The sequence below is a fragment of the Winogradskyella forsetii genome (genome assembly GCF_013394595.1).
Lineage (GTDB): Bacteria > Bacteroidota > Bacteroidia > Flavobacteriales > Flavobacteriaceae > Winogradskyella > Winogradskyella forsetii.
Genome location: NZ_CP053348.1, coordinates 2,177,367 through 2,195,991 on the forward strand (window position 1 = coordinate 2,177,367; position 18,625 = coordinate 2,195,991).

General features: G+C 32.9%; 16 protein-coding genes. 14 read left to right on the plus strand and 2 right to left on the minus strand.

Annotation, left to right across the window (positions count from 1 at the left end; translation table 11 throughout):
* The first annotated feature begins 76 nt into the window (after positions 1-76).
* The 3 genes from HM987_RS09440 (at position 77) to HM987_RS09450 (ending at position 1,554) form a co-directional block, all read left to right on the plus strand.
* The gene (locus tag HM987_RS09440) at positions 77-628 is read left to right on the plus strand and encodes a DUF2262 domain-containing protein (protein ID WP_179007478.1); all 552 of its coding nucleotides are present in this window, start codon (positions 77-79) and stop codon (positions 626-628) included.
* A 176-nt stretch (positions 629-804) separates the two neighbouring features.
* A complete protein-coding gene (locus tag HM987_RS09445) occupies positions 805-1,119 on the plus strand; it encodes a hypothetical protein (protein WP_179007482.1) in 315 nt (104 codons plus the stop codon).
* A gap of 30 nt (positions 1,120-1,149) precedes the next feature.
* Entirely contained in the window at positions 1,150-1,554 is a 405-nt protein-coding gene (locus tag HM987_RS09450) for a hypothetical protein (protein ID WP_179007485.1), read from the plus strand.
* Positions 1,555-1,720: 166 nt separating this feature from the next.
* On the opposite strand, the gene HM987_RS09455 is transcribed toward HM987_RS09450, so the two are convergent.
* A protein-coding gene (locus tag HM987_RS09455; RefSeq protein ID WP_179005723.1) for an IS3 family transposase occupies positions 1,721-2,883 on the minus strand; the annotation gives its coding sequence in 2 pieces (ribosomal slippage) (positions 1,721-2,646 and positions 2,646-2,883; 1,164 coding nt in all).
* 396 nt (positions 2,884-3,279) lie between these two features.
* On the opposite strand from HM987_RS09455, the gene HM987_RS09460 reads away from it, so the two are divergent.
* The 10 genes from HM987_RS09460 to HM987_RS09505 all read left to right on the plus strand — a co-directional run bounded on the left by HM987_RS09460 (position 3,280) and on the right by HM987_RS09505 (position 14,272).
* Positions 3,280-3,696: a hypothetical protein gene (locus HM987_RS09460; protein WP_179007488.1), complete on the plus strand. Its 417-nt coding sequence runs from the start codon at positions 3,280-3,282 to the stop codon at positions 3,694-3,696.
* A gap of 183 nt (positions 3,697-3,879) precedes the next feature.
* The gene (locus tag HM987_RS09465) at positions 3,880-4,896 is read left to right on the plus strand and encodes a hypothetical protein (RefSeq protein ID WP_179007491.1); all 1,017 of its coding nucleotides are present in this window, start codon (positions 3,880-3,882) and stop codon (positions 4,894-4,896) included.
* A gap of 306 nt (positions 4,897-5,202) precedes the next feature.
* Positions 5,203-5,727: a hypothetical protein gene (locus HM987_RS09470; RefSeq protein WP_179007494.1), complete on the plus strand. Its 525-nt coding sequence runs from the start codon at positions 5,203-5,205 to the stop codon at positions 5,725-5,727.
* A 178-nt stretch (positions 5,728-5,905) separates the two neighbouring features.
* A complete protein-coding gene (locus HM987_RS09475; protein WP_179007497.1) occupies positions 5,906-6,571 on the plus strand; it encodes a hypothetical protein in 666 nt (221 codons plus the stop codon).
* Between the two features lie 130 nt (positions 6,572-6,701).
* Positions 6,702-7,322, plus strand: a complete 621-nt coding sequence (locus tag HM987_RS09480) for a hypothetical protein (RefSeq protein ID WP_179007500.1) — start codon at positions 6,702-6,704, stop codon at positions 7,320-7,322.
* A 168-nt stretch (positions 7,323-7,490) separates the two neighbouring features.
* Positions 7,491-8,627: an amidohydrolase gene (locus HM987_RS09485; protein ID WP_179007503.1), complete on the plus strand. Its 1,137-nt coding sequence runs from the start codon at positions 7,491-7,493 to the stop codon at positions 8,625-8,627.
* A 16-nt stretch (positions 8,628-8,643) separates the two neighbouring features.
* Positions 8,644-9,819 carry a cystathionine gamma-synthase family protein gene (locus HM987_RS09490; protein WP_179007506.1) on the plus strand — a complete coding sequence of 392 codons (1,176 nt, stop codon included), beginning with the start codon at positions 8,644-8,646 and terminating at the stop codon, positions 9,817-9,819.
* A gap of 1,265 nt (positions 9,820-11,084) precedes the next feature.
* Entirely contained in the window at positions 11,085-12,392 is a 1,308-nt protein-coding gene (locus HM987_RS09495) for an alpha/beta hydrolase family protein (RefSeq protein ID WP_179007510.1), read from the plus strand.
* A 619-nt stretch (positions 12,393-13,011) separates the two neighbouring features.
* Positions 13,012-13,776, plus strand: a complete 765-nt coding sequence (locus tag HM987_RS09500) for a carbonic anhydrase family protein (RefSeq protein WP_179007513.1) — start codon at positions 13,012-13,014, stop codon at positions 13,774-13,776.
* A 184-nt stretch (positions 13,777-13,960) separates the two neighbouring features.
* Positions 13,961-14,272, plus strand: coding sequence for a hypothetical protein (locus tag HM987_RS09505; RefSeq protein ID WP_179007516.1), 312 nt, complete (start codon positions 13,961-13,963; stop codon positions 14,270-14,272).
* Positions 14,273-14,752: 480 nt separating this feature from the next.
* Here the strand turns inward: HM987_RS09505 and HM987_RS09510 are convergent, their stop codons facing one another.
* Positions 14,753-15,970 carry a peroxiredoxin family protein gene (locus HM987_RS09510; protein ID WP_179007519.1) on the minus strand — a complete coding sequence of 406 codons (1,218 nt, stop codon included), beginning with the start codon at positions 15,968-15,970 and terminating at the stop codon, positions 14,753-14,755.
* 215 nt (positions 15,971-16,185) lie between these two features.
* Between HM987_RS09510 and pheT the strand changes: the two genes are divergently transcribed.
* On the plus strand, positions 16,186-18,615 hold the full coding sequence (gene pheT / locus HM987_RS09515; RefSeq protein ID WP_179007523.1) for a phenylalanine--tRNA ligase subunit beta: 2,430 nt from the start codon (positions 16,186-16,188) through the stop codon (positions 18,613-18,615).
* Positions 18,616-18,625: the final 10 nt, after the last annotated feature.

Here is an 18,625-nt window from a genome sequence, read left to right on the forward strand (position 1 = left end):
GCCAAACCGAAAATTAACGCATATTAATCCGTAACTGCGGTTATACGAACCGTTACCACACATTTGAGAAAAACCTATGGGAATATTTTCAAGATTCAAGAAAAAAGGAAATATTAATTTGTCAAAATCTGACTTTAAAACAGAAAGTGAAGATTTTGAAGTTCTTTCTGTAACAGTTAGTGGAGATTTTTTTGAAAAATTTCCGCAAGCTAAAAAGAAAGATAATTATACTGGAAAATCAACTCTGGTAACTAACACAACCAGCTTATCGCTTTTTGGGAATAAAGTAGATATAACTTACGACCCAAGTGAAATTGAATTAAATGAAAATAAATTCATTGAACAAATAAATCGGAATTTGAATTGGATTGCGGATAATGAAAGCGGAATTAAAAGTGGAATTACTAAAAAGCTACTTCCTCTAAAAAACGAAAATTGGCTTGAAGAAAACGAAAGTGAATTATCAGAAAGTGAATTTATAAAAAGAATTAAACTGACTTCAATATCATTTTTTGGAAAAGGAAATTCTGAATTGATATTTAGCGATGGAGATTTATTTTGGAAACACGATATTGTTGCGGATTTAAATACGAAAAACAAACTAACTGATATAAATATTCGAGGATAAAAACGTGTGGTAACAACGTGTATAATTAATTGCTTTGGTCTTGCTTATTTAGAAAATTCCTTCGGAATTTTCTTGCGCTCGTTTTTGTTTACTAAATTAGTTACTTAAACACGCAACTAATCATACACAAAACGTTGTGCAACATTTGACACACGCTCGAAATCAGTACTTTAATTATGAATTTATCTGGTATAAATAAAAAAAAGTGGATAATAATATTTGGAAACGGACTTTTGATTTTGATTACCATAATGACTTTTGTAGTGTTTTTAATACTAGACAGATATTCCAATATTTACGAAATAACTGAAAGTGCAAACAGAATTACAATTGACTTAAATAGTCCATTTGTAAAAGGCGGACAAATATTGGTAACTGGACTTTTTTGTATGATTATTTCAAAAATTTTAAAATCAAACATTCTTATAATCGGATTTGGAATTTTAACTCTGATAGTTTATTATTTAAAAATGTTATGGATTGGAATTTAAAAGCCTTGTAAAACATCTAAGCTAAACATTATGAGAATAATAAAAACTCTTATTGGATTATTAGCTGGAGTATTTATTTTATTCCTAGCCTTTATTTATATTTCGAACGCTTATGTACTTCCGTGGGAAAAAGAAGAAGCGATTCAAGCAACACTTGAAATGGGTGGACTGAATGAGTTACCAAGCGGAATTAAGAACTTACAAATTGACAAAAGAGGAACCATTTTTACACGGCAATTCATAATTGAATTAGAATTTGAAGATTCAAAGGAAATAGACAATTGGATAAAACAAAGTAAAAGACTGAAAAACAATGTTCCGAAAATAAAGGACAACATAAAAACATATGAAATCTTTCCTGGAGAAAATGATGCTTACGGTGGAAAAGTGGAAATTCAAGATAAAAAAGTACGGATTGATATGAGTTGGAGTTGATAAAAAACGTTGCACAACACCGTGTATAATTAATTGCTTTGGCAAGTGCTTATTTGGAAAATTCCTTCGGAATTTTCTCTGGTTCGTATTTGTTTACTAATTTAGTTGCTTAACCACGCAACTAACCATACACAATGGACTACCTAATAAAAATGGGACTAATTTTTTAGGCCGCATTGTTAATAATTCGTTTTAATTTAAGTTCCATTTCAAGTGGTGTTAAGTAATCTAAGCTTGAATGAATTCTTTTAGTATTATACCAAGTAATGTACTGGCTTATTTTGTCAAATAACTGTAAGTATGACGTAAACTTAAACCGATATAGCCATTCGTGCTTAATGGTCTTAAAAAAGCTTTCTGCTACTGCATTATCCCAACAGTTCCCTTTTCTACTCATGGATTGTGTTATATTGCTATTGAAAGAAAAAATACTTGTCATTGTATTGGCTGCATACTGAACGCCTCTATCGGAATGAAATATGAAATTATTTGAAATAGTTCGATTTCTTCTGGCATGAATCCAAGCTTTTAACACCGTATTCTGTACAGTCATATCTTCGCTTAACGCCCATCCTACAACCTTTCTGTCTGCTAAATCTATAATAGTTGTTAGATAATTCCAGTTGTCATTTACTCTAATGTAAGTGATGTCAGACACCCATTTTTCTCCTATTGTTGAACTTGAAAATTCTCTATCTAGCTCATTTTTAGCCAATGGAAAGTTATGCTTGGAATCTGTTGTATTTACAAACTTTCTTTTTAAAACACTTTTTAACCCCATTTCTTTCATCAATATTGCAATATAGGAACGGCAATAATTCAAGTTTTCTCGTTCTAACATTTTCTGTATTCTACAGCTTCCATAAATCTCTTTACTATCTTCAAAAATAGCTCTAATCCTTTCCTTTAGTAATATTACAGAGTCTTTAGTCCTTACTAAATCCCTATTCTTACGCCAATTGTAATATGCGTTTTTACTGACATGCATACATTTACACATCTTCTCAACCACAAAATCTGATTCATTTGATAAAATGAATTGATATTTTAGTGGTCGCTCTTGGAAAAGATGCTTACTGCCTTTTTTAAGATATCACGCTCCATTTTTACATCTCGTAATTCTTTACGTAACGATTTAAGTTCTTGCTCTTCCATAGTAAGTTCTCTTTTCTTGGAAAAGTCTCCAGATTTAGCCTCGTAATCCTTTTTCCAGCGACTTATAAGGCTGGTAGCAACACCATAATCCTCACTTATTTGTTTTGCTTTCATTCCTGATTGCAATAGTTCTACTATTGTAACCTTTAATTCATTGTCATATCTTTTTGCCATAATTCAAATATATAATTTATGACCGTAAAAATTCGTCCCAGCTAAACTAGACATTCCAGGTATCCAAATTCGAGAGTGCGAATTGTGTCGCTATGTAGGATATTCAAGAAAAAAGATTAACAAAAAAGATGTTCGATTAAGTTTATTCTGTAAATTTAAAAAGGAATCAACGGAATCGGAAAGTGCAATAAATTGTGAATATTTTAGAACAAAAAAACACTAATGCCAACACCGTATATAATTTATTGCTGGCTTCTTGCCTACTTACGAAAGTCCTCGCGGACTTTCTTTGTCCGTAATTATTTACTAAATTAGTTGCTTGAAACACGCAACAAACCATATACAATAACGTTGTGCACTATTTGAGAAAACCGTTACGCCGAATTGAAAACAGTTATGAAATTAACAAATGAACAGTTTACAGAAGTTGCTTTTATTTTCGAAAAGGAGAACGGAAATTCTCACTCGGAATTTGAAAAAGGAATAATTTCGGAATCTAAACTGACCGAATACAAACCGACTGAATTGGAAAAAATAATAGTCGACGGACTGAACTCTGGAATTTATAAAAACGAGGACGAACGAGTTAGTGGATATTGGAGCTTATCAAAAATCGGAAATCGGAATTTAATAGAGGAATATAAAAAGTGGTTGCGAACGGAAGTGGAAAACGAAAATGGAATTGCAGTTTTTCAAATATTAATCGGACTTGACCGACTTGACGAACCTGTGTTTAACAAAAACCGAACTGGACAAGGAGTTGACGAAACGGAATTGAATATAAGAGATGCTAAACAGTATCTGAAAAAATAAAAACAGTGCACAACACCGTGTATAACTAATTGCTTGGTCTGTGTATACTCGGAAAATTCTCCGAATTTTCCTCTGGTTCGTTTTCTTTTATTATTTTAGACCTAACCAACGCAACTAGCCATACACAACACGTTCTACACCATTTAAAACAAACATCGTGCATAACAAAATATTAAGCTAAATATGAGAATAAGTCAATTTCAAAAATATTCTCAAAGAGAAAATACGGTAACTAACAATATTTTATTAATGCTTTCAAGGCTAAATGATTTGAAAGTGGAATACTATAAAAGCATAATCGAAAAATTATCTGATGGAGGACAATCTTACGAGCCACAAGCGAATTTTTCACAACAAGTAGGTTCTAAACGTGGAATAATTGATGGATTTATTGAAGTTAAAGCATCTAAAATAGTTATTGAAACTAAATTATCGCAACGAGAGCTAATAAAAAAACTAACCAAATATGGAGATGTTTTTAAGAAAGGAGTTCAAAACCAGTTATGGCATTTGAGTTCCAATTGCTATTCAGATGAAGATGTTGAATTAATAAATAACAAATTAAAACAAGAATACCCAGAAACAACTATCGAGTTTAATAATTTGCTGTTTCTGAATCTAATCGAAAATTTAGAGGAAATTTACGAAGAGAACGTTCACGACTATGAATTAAAATTGCTCTATGAAGACTTTAGAGATTACTGTTATGAGGCAAGGTTAGTAAATGATAGTGCTTATAAGTTATTATTTGTGCCAACAGGTTTTTCATACCAATGGAATAAAAGACACAAAATGTACTTTTGCCCAACAACTTGGCATAAACAAGATTTTACATATTTTGGACTTTATAAATCTAAATCTGTTCGGTCTATATCAAAGGTAGAAAACATCATAGAAGCAAATTTTGATTTTCCGAATAATAATCTTGATATAATTTCAAAAAACTACACGGAAAGGCAAAAAGAGAGGTTGAATTTAGCACTATTGGATTATGGGGAATCACAATCAGGTTTAAAATATTACATACTTCCAGAAGAAGAGTTTTATGTGATAGACTTTAAAAAGGAATCGAAGGGTGGAATTCAAGGTTTCCGTTACAAGGATTTGAGACATTTCATCAAAGAAGAAAATTTTGTGCATCTTGAAAATCAAAATACAGAGCAAATTGCTGAAATTTTGAATAGAAAAGTTTGGAGATAAACATCGCGGAAAAACGGTGTAGAACAATGTATATAAAAAATAGCGCGAGCAGTTGCAAACAGAAAGGTACGGGCACTTTTTCGAGGTCGCCAAATTTTTAAATTTGGCTATTTAGTAAAAGAAGGATAAATAGAAAAATTTAAAAATTCGGCTTGTGTTGAATCAAAAAGTAATTGCCTGTTTTCAGCGCTACTTTTCATATACGGAGCCGTTGTGCGCAAGCTGAAAAAAATGAACCGACTAACATTCATAATACTGATTTTCGGACTTTTAAGTTGTAATAGTGGAAATCAAAAAAAAGATAAAATGGAATCACAAATTGCGGATTTGGAAACTCTAGCATTTGACGGAATAAGTATTGATTTTCAATTTAATGAGGACAAACCGACTTTCGGAGATTTATTTCTAATTGTTGGCTTTGAAAACCCAAATTTCATTCCGAACAGCAGAGAATTTGAAAAACTAGCTGAATTAGGTTTTGAACAAACCGATGACTATTTCGGAATCAAAAACGAAACGGATATTGGAAGTGACGTAAAGCTTTGGTTATTTCCTATAATAAATGGAGAAGAAGTTTATCACAATGACGGACCTTTTGATGCGCTTAGAGTTTCGTATGTAGTAATTAGAAATGACGAAAAAACAGCTGACCTTTTTGAAAATACATTTAATTCAATAAAATCAAACTTAAATGTTACACCAACGTTTGACGGAAAACGAATTGACAATTTTGGAGAAATAAAGGAATTAATAAACAAAACCATTGAATACTGTAAAGAAGAATTAAAAGTAGAACCTGGTTCTGATAAAGCTTTGCAACTAGATTGGTAACAAAGCCAGCGCACAACAACGTGTATAATTAATTGCTTTGGTAAGTGCTTATCTGGAAAATTCCTTCGGAATTTTCTCGCATTCGTTTTTGTTTACTAAATTAGTGGCTTAAACACGCAACTAACCATACACACAACCGTTGTACACAATTTAAGAAAATCCGCACTAAAATTGAGAAATGAACAAATTTGACAAAATTGGAATTGGATTAATTATAATAGGATTTTTAATTCCATTTTTTGTTTTTATGGGAGGAATAATTGGTGTTCCACTTTTTGTTATCGGAGCAATTACTCTTTCGTTCGGAACACTAAAACTGAAACAAAAGCTAATCTGGATTTTAACACCATTAATTTTATATTATCCAATATCTAAAGCCTATTATGAAATCGCATTCTATTTTGCAGATATTCAAAAAGTTGACTTAATTCTACCTGCTGACTTTAAAGGAACAGCAATAATTATTGACAACTCTGATTTCGGACAGACATTTGAAAAAATTAATAGACGTGAGCAAATCATATTTGACGAAAATGGAATTGCTTTTTATCCAACTGAATTGGAATTACAAAGCTCTCGATTTAGAGTTTTTACCAAGAAAAAAAATGGAGAATTAAAAAGAATCTTGTTGAGTTCTAAAAGTTCTGACAAGACAACACTTCTCGCTTATGGAGAAAGTAGTTTTGAAAAGACAATCGAATCTGAAAACAAACATATTCCTTATGATTTTGTTAGAATTGGAGAAAATTTCACAGAACAGAGTAATTCAGAAAAAAGGTGTGAATTAATTGAATTAATAAAAAAAGGAGAATTAAAAACTGTGTACAACAACGTGTATAATTAATTGCTTTGGTCGTTGCCTATTTGGAAAATTCCTTCGGAATTTTCTCGCGTTCGTTTTTGTTTACTAAATTAGTTGCTGAAACACGCAACTAACCATACACAAACACGTTGTAGTGCATTTGAGGAAACCGATGAAAAGAATATTATTAATAATAACATTAGTTCTGATTTCGAGCTGTAAATCAGAAAACAAAAATGACAAAAGTCTGACAACTGAACGTCAAGAACCGATTTCGGAAATTCCACAAGTCAACGACCAATTTCAAGCTTTTATTGACCAATTTCCGACAAGAACTCTTCCAATAAAAATAAATGGTTGTACAGATGAAATTCTTGACTTACCAAAATTAGATATTAAATTAAGTTCTGAATATTCCAAAGATGCTGAATATGAACATATTTACGGAATAATTCCTGCCAATGGCAACTATATTGCGACAATCACTCTTGGTGAAGCTGATTGTTTTGTTCCAATTCTGAACACTTACAAATTGAACGGTAAAATAATAGACTCAAAACCGATTAACATTGGATATTGTGGATTTGACCCTTGTTACGAATGTGTTGAAAATATGACAATCGATTCTGAATACCGAATTTATGTTTTGGATACAATAAAAACATCTGACTGTGATGATAATTTTAATGCAATCGCTGGAACTGAAAAAATTAAAGTGGTTTACAAAGAAGGAAAACTAACTGAAAAAGGAGTTATAGAATTGACAAAGGAAATTGAGAAAAATATTAAATAAAAACGCACTACAACAAAGTATAATTAATTGATTTGGTCGTTGCCTATTTGGAAAATTCCTTCGGAATTTTCTCTGGCAAGTATTTGTTTATTAAATTAGTTGCTACACACGCAACTAATCATATAATGTTGTAAACAATCATTACAGGGGGCAGAAAAAGTAAAACAGATGACTATCGAAAAAATAAAATTACTCAGAAAAGAACTCCATAGATATCCTGAATTGTCAGGGCAAGAGACAGAAACAGCCAGACGGATTAAGAAATTCATTGAAAAGCATCATAATACCAAAATCATTGAAAATATTGGAGGAAATGGATTAGCAGTTATTTATGAGTTTTCAAATAATGGTCCTACTATTGTAATCCGTTGTGAATTAGATGCGCTTCCCATTGAAGAAGTAAATAGTTTTGAGCACTGTTCTCTTAACAGTGGTATATCCCATAAATGTGGTCACGATGGTCATATGGCTATTGTGGCCGGACTTGTTTTTTGGTTAAAAAAGCAGGATTTTAAGAAAGGAAAAGTGGCATTGCTTTTTCAACCAGCTGAAGAAACAGGTACCGGTGCACCTGATGTTTTATCTGATTATAGGTTTAATGAATTACATCCGGATTATATATTTGCATTGCACAATATTCCCAGTCAGCCCCTTCATTCTATTATAACTATTAACGGTGATTTTTCTTCCACAGTACAGAGTGTTGCTATTCATCTGCAAGGTAAAGAATCGCATTCTGCTGAACCCGAGCATGGAGTGAATCCGGCATTGTGCATTGCTGAGCTCATACAAAAATTTGAAAAGCTAAATAACAATGATCCTACTAAAGAAGATTTCAGGCTATGTGTGCCCATTTATTCCAGCATGGGAGTTAAATCCTATGGTATTTCTGCAGGATTTGGCGAAATACATTATACTTTAAGAACCAAAAGTATAGAGAAAATGGAACGACTAAAGCAGAACGTAGAAAGCCTTCTAATAGACGTTTGTCCAAAACACAAATTGCCACACACAACATCGTGGTTTGATTATTTTCCCGCCGTAGTTAATGACGGGTTCTGTAACCAAGTTATTAAAGAGACAGCTAAAAATAGCAACTTTGATATAATTAAGAAAAGTATGGCATTTAAATTTGGAGAAGATTTTGGTTGGTTTTCTGAAAAATACAAGGGAGCCATGTTTGGTATAGGAGCCGGAATAGAATCCCCTGCGCTACATCAAGCCAACTATGACTTCCCCGATGAAATCATAGAAACGGGAATGACTATGTTTAAAGGAATAATTGAAAGGATATTAACACATTAAAAATAAAAACAGCAAAATGAAGAATAAGAAACAAGGAACAAAAGCGGTATGGGGAGGACAAAAGGAATTATTTTATCAAGGCGCAACCCAGGTGCCTATTGTAAATAGTGTAACATTTGGATATGACAATGTAGATGATTGGTTTGATGTGGCCATTGGAAAAAAAGAAGGTCATATTTATAGTAGAAACACCAATCCAACAGTAGCGGTTTTCGAAGAAAAAGTAAGAGTTCTTGAAAATGCCGAAGCAGCTACCAGCTTTTCAACAGGAATGGCAGCGATAAGTAACACCTTGTCAACTTTTTTATCCCAAGGAGATAGGGTTGTTTCTATCAAAGACACCTATGGTGGAACAAGTATTATATTTTTAGAATTTCTTCCTAAAAATGGAATTGAAGTGAACCTTTGCGAGACCACAAATCATGAAGAAATTGAAGCAGAGGTAAAAAAAGGTTGCAAATTGCTATATCTGGAAACACCTACAAATCCAACCTTAAAAATATTGGATTTAAAAAGACTCATTAAATCTGCACACGAATCAGGAGCATTGGTTGTTGTAGACAACACATTTGCTACCCCTATCAATCAAAACCCTTTGGAGCTTGGCGCTGATATTGTTCTTCATAGTGCTACAAAATATCTGGGAGGTCATTCTGATGCAATGGGTGGAATCGTCTGTGGTAATAAAGTTTTAATACAACAAATATTCCATTATCGGGAAATCAACGGAGCTAGCTTGCATGCAAATACGGCCTACATGTTATTGAGGGGAATTCAAACGTTAGAATTAAGAGTTCTACGACAAAATGAAAATGCGCTTAAGTTGGCTGAACATTTGGAAAGACATGAAAAAATTGAACAAGTTTTTTATCCAGGTCTAGAATCACATCCTGGACACAAAATCGCATCGGAGCAAATGACAGGATTTGGAGGGGTATTTGCATTTTCTGTTAAAGGAGATTTTGACAAGGTTAAAGTATTCCTGAATGGTTTGGAGCTGGCTCATTTAGCAGCAAGTTTGGGTTCAGTAAGCACATTGATAGGTCCCCCAAAAGTAACAAGTCATGTTGAAGCTACTGTTGAAGAAAGAAAACAGTTGGGTATTCCTGAAAACTTAATACGCTGTGCGGTGGGGATAGAAAATTTAGAAGATATTATTGCTGATTTTGACCAAGCACTTTTAAAAGTCTAGTCAGTAACCAATTAAACAATATTCAAACGATGACAACCTTTTTACAAGCCCAGAATTTGGTTTAGGTAGATTAAAATGCGGAACAAGCCTAAGAATGGATGAAAATATAATAAGAAATGTAATTGACTATTGAAAATATTACTGTTTACGATACACCATATAAATCAGTTGGAGTTCATTGGTTTACGAGAGTTTGATTCTGGCTTCAGCATTATTGTCGATGGACAAGTATGAAGCCAGAAAACCCTACCGATTTATATTCTAACTGGTGTCAATCATTTAGAAAGGCCTCATAAAAAGTTTAAAAATTATGTCATTATTACTTTTGATTATTGGAGCAGCTTTAAGTCTTGCCTTTTTATTAAAGGTTGAATTTACCAAAGGATTTGAGGTATAAATTAAAAGAGAATACCATAACCAATTTGGTCCTTTGTCCATAAGTATTGAACTATTAATTGCAAGTTATTACTGATTTATAGGGCATCAAAAGACAAATTTTACTTTGGCTCTTTTTGGATTTACGGCTTTGCTAGATCTTCTTTTTAACCAAATAGGTCTTTTCAATAGCATAGTACCACTGTACGGAACAATTATTTTATCCATTTGTGCTCTGTTATGTCTATGGCTAGCATGTACAAACACATTTAGATTAAAACGTTTATCTCCTTTGGCAGCTATAATAAGTGTTGTCCTTTAGGTTTTAGTTGAACTGTTCTTTAATTACCAATAATAAACATTTGCCATTTGGACATGACAAGCACATTCATAATAAACATCAATTACTGATTTCCTAGTGTCAATACCGTAAATTTCTCTATATTTATTTATATGAACTGATTTTTGGAAAGAAAGAGCTATTACTGTTTCAATTCTTCGACTGCACTCAGCAAAGGCTAAAATAGAGATCTAAAAGCCTCAAAACTACTGGCATACAGGGAACTGAATAAAATAAAAGCAAAAAAAACAGAGAGGATTATTTACAAAGCTTCGGGAATATCGAGATTGAAGTCTCACCGTTTGTTGTAACCTTAATTATCTCTTTTATTCTTTGATTTATGCTTAAATTTAATGAATTGTAAACTTAAGCCATGTATAATTAATTGCTTTGGCTAGTGCCTATCTAGAAAATCCTTAATGCCCAAAAGCTCAGGGTTTTTTCAAATCAGTTTTTGTCTGGAAAGGTTCGTGACGAAACACGCTACAGCTAAATAACAAAAACCTTAGAAACAATTGAACTTGCAAAAAACTCACTAAAAAATGTAGGCATGAAAAGAATAATTGTCATATTCATAGTATGTGGAATATTTTCTTGTAATCACGAGTCGGAGACTAATATAATTGAAAAGTCAGGACACTTTAGCGGAGTTTTTAAACATGGTAATTTTTCCGATAAGATAATATTTGAAATAGAACAAGATTCTTTAGGTTTCAATGCCTATTTTACAAGTTTAGAGCAAAATGCCAATCGGATTCCGTTTCAAAATATTGAAGTAAACGGCGATTCCATAAATTTTAAGTTACAAAGTGATTTTCACACTTACTCTTTTCAAAATAAATGGATAGATCATTACGGTTCACTTCAGGGTTCACTTACTGTTGACTCTATTAGTACTCTATACACATTAGAAAAGAAACTTTTAGATAATAGCAGTACTCCAAAAAGTGAGGAAGTTAGTTTTGATTCCAATGGATTAAATCTAAATGGCACTATTTGGTATCCAAATAGCAATGAAGGAAAATCCGTTGTAATTGTAACTTCTTCAGGAAACTCAGACCGAAGTGCTTCACGTGCAGAAGCCATACTATTTGCTCAAAGGGGATTTACTACATTCCATTATGACAAAAGAGGTACTGGAAATTCTGAGGGCAATTGGAATATGGCAACAATTGAAGAACTAGTAGCAGATGATATCACAGCAATAGAGTATTTCTCTAACAAGACAGGGATTCCACTTCGAGAAATAGGAATAAAAGGGAGTAGTCAGGGAGCTACTAAAATACCTTACATTCTAGGTAAATTGGAAAATTTGAAATATGGGATTATAGTAAGTTGTCCTGGAGTTACCTTACTAGAAAGTGATTTAAATTATTGGAAGAATAGAAATGCAGCTATTATTGGAAATGAGATTGAAGCTGCCATTAAATTTCAACGAAAGGTTTTTGAATTTATAGCTGGTAAACTTTCCAGAACAGATTTAGAAAAGGCTATAAACAATGAAAAATCCAATTCGTGGTTTACCAATGCATGGATACCAAATTTAGACGAAGTCCAGACAGATAAAAAACTTCTATATAGTCCAATACTTTACTTTGAAACAACAAAGCAACCTGTGCTAATTCTCCAAGGAACAAAAGATGAAATAATACCAGAAAATAGTTATAAAGTCATTTCAGAGGCACTGATAAAATCAGACAATGATAATTTTAAAACTGTTTTATTAGAAGGAGCCTCTCATTCAATGTATTACATTGGCGAAAGTGATTTTCCTTATTGGTCTAAATTGCATCCTGATTATTTAATAGCAATTGAAAAATGGATAAATACTATTTCTAATAATATAGATAAAAAATAGGCGAAATAGATAGTATTAAACAGATGCTTTTTTGACTCATTTCTACCATTATATTTATAAAACATAAATTGAGTTTTTAGACAACGTAACAATTCAAGTTGCCGAAATGGAAGTTTCTGCCTTATGGTATGAAAACGTGTTGAAACTGAAAACCAATCAGCTAACTTAATGGGTAGACTTTCCAATCTTTTTAATTTCTGGGAAAATAGGAATTGCATTATTTCCAAAAAATACAACTTAAACTAAAATAGAACCAATTTCCAAAAATGTGAAAATTGACCAATTCGCCATGAATGTAACAAATGAAAATTTAAAAAAATTACAAATAATTGCTTTTTCTTAACAAACTTCACAAAATCCACTCGAACTTTCAATTTCTTGAGTACTTGCTAAATTAACTGCTTATCCGCTCTCTAACAAAACATACAAAGCCTTTGAAAAATTTGTAGACAAACTTCAAATTAAAAATGAAATTTAGGTTGAAAAAGTTTAATACAACTTTTTAAAAGCATTATTCACATAGTTGAAAGTAATACTATTAAATATTTGTTAATATAATCTTACTAAATACAAATTAATTCTATTTTTGTTTAAGTATTAACCTAATAATTTAAACACAATGAAAAAGCCAACATTACCATTAATTGCGTTATCCATAGTATTACTTTTAACTTCATGTCAAGAAACCAAAAAGACAAGTATAGAAACGCAACAGACTCAAGAACTGGTGGAAGAAAAAGTTGTGGGTAGTATTTTAACTGCCGTGGAACAAGCCAGTATGACACCACAAGAGATTATAGGAAGATTAAAGAAAGGAAACGAGAATTTTATAAATAATAACTTGACCCAGCGTGACCATTCTGAGCAAAGAAGAAAAGCTACAATTGGTCAATTTCCCAAAGCATTCGTGCTTTCTTGTGTGGATAGTCGCGTACCAGTAGAAGATGTTTTCGATTTAGGGATTGGAGATATTTTTGTTGCCAGAGTAGCAGGTAATATCGAGAATACAGATATTGTAGGCTCAATGGAATTTGCTACTGCAGTTGCGGGTTCAAAGGTTGTAATTGTGATGGGGCATACGGCTTGTGGAGCTGTAAAATCAACCATAGATCAAGTAGACGCAAGGTCTTTAGGGATGACATCATTAGCTGATTTAATGGCTGAAATCGAACCAGCTGTAATTGAAACAGAATTACAAGGTGAACGCGATTCAAAAAATACTATTTACACCAATAATGTAATAAATAACAATGCGATAAGAACAGTAAAAAATATCAGAGAAGCCTCTCCAACATTAGCAAAAATGGAGGATGATGGAAAGATAATGATAGTTTCTGCTATTTATGATATGGAAAGTGGAACGGTCTTATTTAATAATGATTAAATTTTAAAATTCTATTGAAAGATAGAAAAACGTAGCACAGCAAGTTCTATATAAAATAGCAGTTAAGTGCAAACTACAGGATTTGTAATTAACTGCTATTTTTGATGTAATCTAGAAGTAATAGCGCTTTTTTAATTCACTACGTTTCATATAAATACTTGTTTAAGAAATTAATAAAAAAACAATGATACTATCAAACAGCAGAACATTATTAGAAGATATTAGTGAAGCTAAAAACTTCGGTTATTCAGAAGAATTTATGTTCAGAAAAGACAAATTAATAGGTAGACTAAATGACGTTTCGTATAAGAAAGAAGAATGTCAGCTGGTTGAGTATTGCGTTCATGAAAATGCAAGTGACCCATCAGAACAATCAATATTGTTTCTAATAGAATGTGTGGACGGAACCAAGGGCTGCTTAAGTTCTGCCTATGGCATTTATGCTGAAGCAGAATTACTTGAGTTTTGTTTATCATTAAGAAAAAAGTTTAATTAATGCTGTTAACAGCTACAAATAACATTTAGATAGAGCAATCCGTTTTAGATGGTATTGATAATAAATTAAAATCCATATGGCTAATTACTCGTAATGGAAACACACGGAAAATCCTGCAGATTTAACTTTGGTTGGTTTTCTTTTGCTTAATTAGTATCAATTAACGCATCAAATGTCTAGAACTGGCGCAAAAGGAGCTTTGCCCTAAGGCTTTTTTGCTGCAGTCCTTGTCTTGTGCAATAAAATAAGGTGTTCATGTATCAAAAAGCTAAAGTGGCTTTAGGTTCAAAAAGATTGATTGAAAACGTTCAGAATATTGATATTAAAATACGAATGACAAATGAATTGTTAACTTATGAAGTACGATGATAAAATAACAAGTAAAACCCCATTAAATTATCACCAAAATACATTTCCATTAAAATCAAGATGACCTCAGAAAATTAATATCCTTTCATCGTTAGAATTTAATAAATGACCTTACTCATTTAACAAATCATCAACAAACCCTTCAAATTCGGCCTTAAACTCTTCATATTTCTCTCCTGTGGCAGGTCCATTAAAGCCCGTATGAATTTTACGTACTTTACCAGTTTTATCAATAAAAATTGAAGTGGGATAAGACAACACATGATTCAACATCGGTAATTTTTCTTGGGCTTTAGACTTATCGGATGTGCCGTATTGTGCTAAAAGAATAGGATAGCCAATATTTAGTTTTTCTCTCAACCTAGTAATACTATTAAAAGCTTTGCTTTCGGTTTTTGCATACTCAAAAGCCAAGGCAACGATTTCAAAATCCCTGTCTTTGTTTGCGTCATAGAATTTTGAATAATATTTACTTTCATCCAAACAATTTGGACACCAGGTACCCATAATTTGTACAATAACTACTTTATCTTTATAACGCTCATCATTTAATGAAATCATGTTTCCATCTTCATCAGGAAATGAAAATTTCAAACCATCATAACCATCCTTCAAAAACGTTAAATTGTTGGCGCTCGGTAATTCAAATGTTTCATTACGTTTCGCAACAAAAGGTTCTTTCCAATGGTTTCCCGAATAAAATTGGCCGTCCATTGTTGAGTCTGTTACTATCGCCGTAAATAGAAAAGCATGCGCACCATCAAATGTGGAAAGCTTCATTTGGTTCCCGTCCATTACGCCTTCCAGATACCGATAATCTCCTGTAGTGGTCCTAAATGTCCCAGTAACCTTATTCCCTTTTTGTTTGAAAATCCCTTTGGCACTGTATTCGTCCCCTTCCACCCCTTTACTGAAAACCGTTTTCCAAATGCCTTCAACATTTTGCGTTGCCTTAGATTCCATAATAAAACGACTGTCAGTATTATATTCAGCGGTAAAAGGCACTACCCTACCTAAACTTTCCTTTACATAACTACCCTTTAAATTATTATCTACAAAAGCAGCGGCAATATAACCTTCAAATACCGGTGCTTTTATAAAAACAGAATCATTTCTGTATTGAATCTCGTCAACTTCTATGACTTCTTCAGCATTATAAATATATAATTCCTTCGGTGATTTTACTTCAAAAATAAACGGTAACTCTTCCTCATCCTTAACTTCTAAAACGGCTCTGTAGTTCCCGGTTTTAAGTTGTATTTGTTTTTTGGCTTCTTCCTTACAAGAGTAAAAAACTAAAATGATAAAAGAAACAATTAGATGTCGCATAGGTGTTTTTAGACTAAAAATTTATCAAAATTCGGCAATTAGAATGATTTTTCATCATTAATACCGAATTGAATTATAATTACAACCTTTTCAGACACTTTTCTATTCTGAAAACGCCAACAAATACTATTAATCCTTTCCGTATTAAAAATTATCATTTCCTGTTTTAATAGGTATCAACTATTACTATCTTTGCACCTTGATTAAATTGACACATGAAAATATCATACAACTGGCTAAAACAGTTTTTAAAAACCGATTGGGACGCTGAAAAAACTGGCGAATTACTTACTGATCTTGGTTTGGAAATAGAAGGCATTGAGACCTACGAATCCGTTAAAGGCGGATTAAAAGGTATCGTTGTTGGCGAAGTTTTAACCTGCGAGCAACACGAAAACGCAGACCGACTTAAAGTAACTACTGTTGATATTGGTGAAGATGCACCTTTGCAAATCGTTTGTGGCGCGCCAAATGTAGCCTCTGGACAAAAAGTACCTGTGGCAACCATAGGAACTACACTTTATACACCAGAAGGTGAAGCTTGGACAATTAAAAAGGGTAAGATTCGAGGCGAAGAAAGTCACGGAATGATTTGTGCTGAAGATGAATTGGGCCTTGGCGAATCGCATGATGGTATCATGGTTTTGGATTCAGAAATAAAAGTGGGCACACTTGCTGCTGACCTCTTTAAAGTTGAAACCGATCAAGTTTTTGAAATTGGCCTAACCCCTAACCGAGCAGATGCCATGAGCCATTATGGAGTAGCTCGAGATCTCAAAGCAGGTTTGTTACAGAAAGAAATTTCTTTGGAACTTATTACACCTTCAGTCAGTTCATATCATGTAGATGCCAGAGCACTTAAAATTGATGTTGATGTAAAGGATTATGAAAAAGCACCTCGTTATTGTGGTGTTACAATATCGGGTTTAAAAGTGGAACCGTCTCCTGCTTGGTTACAGCATCGCCTAAAATCCATTGGCTTATCTCCTATCAACAACCTTGTTGATATCACAAATTATGTATTACATGAATTAGGTCAACCCTTACATGCCTTCGATGCTGATAAAATTAAAGACCGGAAAATTGTGGTTAAAACCTGCAAAACTGGAACAAAATTTACAACCTTAGATGGTGTTGTTCGTGAATTGCATGAAGATGATTTAATGATTTGCGATTCTCAAAAACCGATGTGTATTGCCGGTGTTTTTGGCGGCATCGATTCTGGAGTTACGGAAAACACAACCCGTATTTTCTTGGAAAGCGCCTATTTTAATCCTGTGAGCGTAAGAAAAACAGCGAAACGTCATGGCTTAAACACCGATTCATCTTTTAGGTTTGAAAGAGGCATTGATCCCAATCTTACTGAATATGCATTAAAACGCGCTGCTCTATTGATTCTTGATATTGCAGGAGGCGAAATTACAAGTGATATCGTTGATGCTTACCCAAAAAAGATAAAGGACTTTGAGGTTCGATTGAGTTTTGACAATGTAAAAAAGTTAATTGGTGAGGAAATCCCAAAGGAAACCATAAAAAGCATTCTTACCTCTTTAGATATCAAAGTAAATAATGTTACTGAAGCAGGATTAGGTTTAACTGTGCCTGCTTACAGAAACGATGTACAACGTGAAGCTGATATTATTGAAGAAATACTGCGAGTGTATGGTTACAATAATATTGCCACTACAACTAAATTGAATGCCTCGATTTCCAATTCATCTCGATTTGAAGATTATAAACTTCAGAATATTATAGGAAATCAATTGGTCTCTCATGGGTTCTTTGAGATTTTGGCAAATTCCTTAACCACACCTAAATACGTGGATTTAAGTAAAGACTTAAATGAAGACCATAATGTAAAAATGCTGAATCCGTTGAGCAATGATTTGGAAGTCATGCGTCAGTCACTGTTGTTTTCAGGATTAGAAGCCGTTGCCCATAATATCAATCGAAAACGAGATGATTTAAAATTGTTCGAATTTGGAAAAACATATCATCAATATTCATCAGATGTGCGAGAAGAACATAAACATTTGTCGCTTTTTGTAACAGGAAATAAATCTGAAGAACGCTGGAACACTTCTTCCAGTCCAAGTGATTTCTTTTATTTAAAAGGGACTGTTGAAGTGGTTTTGGAACGTCTAGGCTTAACAAAGTTTAAGTCTGCACCAACTAAATCTGACGTATTTAGCGAAGGGATGAGTCTATCCATAGGAAAGAAAATAATGGTGGATTTCGGTTTGGTTAAAAAATCGGTATTGAAACATTTTGGAATTTCCCAAAACGTATTATTTGCTGATTTTAATTGGGATAATGTATTGGACATGGCGCAACATAACAAAATTAAGTTTAGTGCCATTTCTAAATATCCAGAGGTTAGACGCGATTTTGCTTTACTTTTGGATAACAACGTTACATTTGAAGACATCAATACCATCGCCAAACAAACTGAAAAGCAATTGCTAAAAAGTGTGAATCTATTTGATGTCTATGAAGGCAAAAATTTACCAGCTGGCAAAAAGAGTTATGCTGTTAGTTTTATTCTTCAAGATGAACACAAAACTTTAAATGATAAACAGATAGACAAGATCATGTCTAAGCTTCAATCTAATTTTGAGACTAAACTTGGAGCTGAACTGCGTTAACTTATTCTGC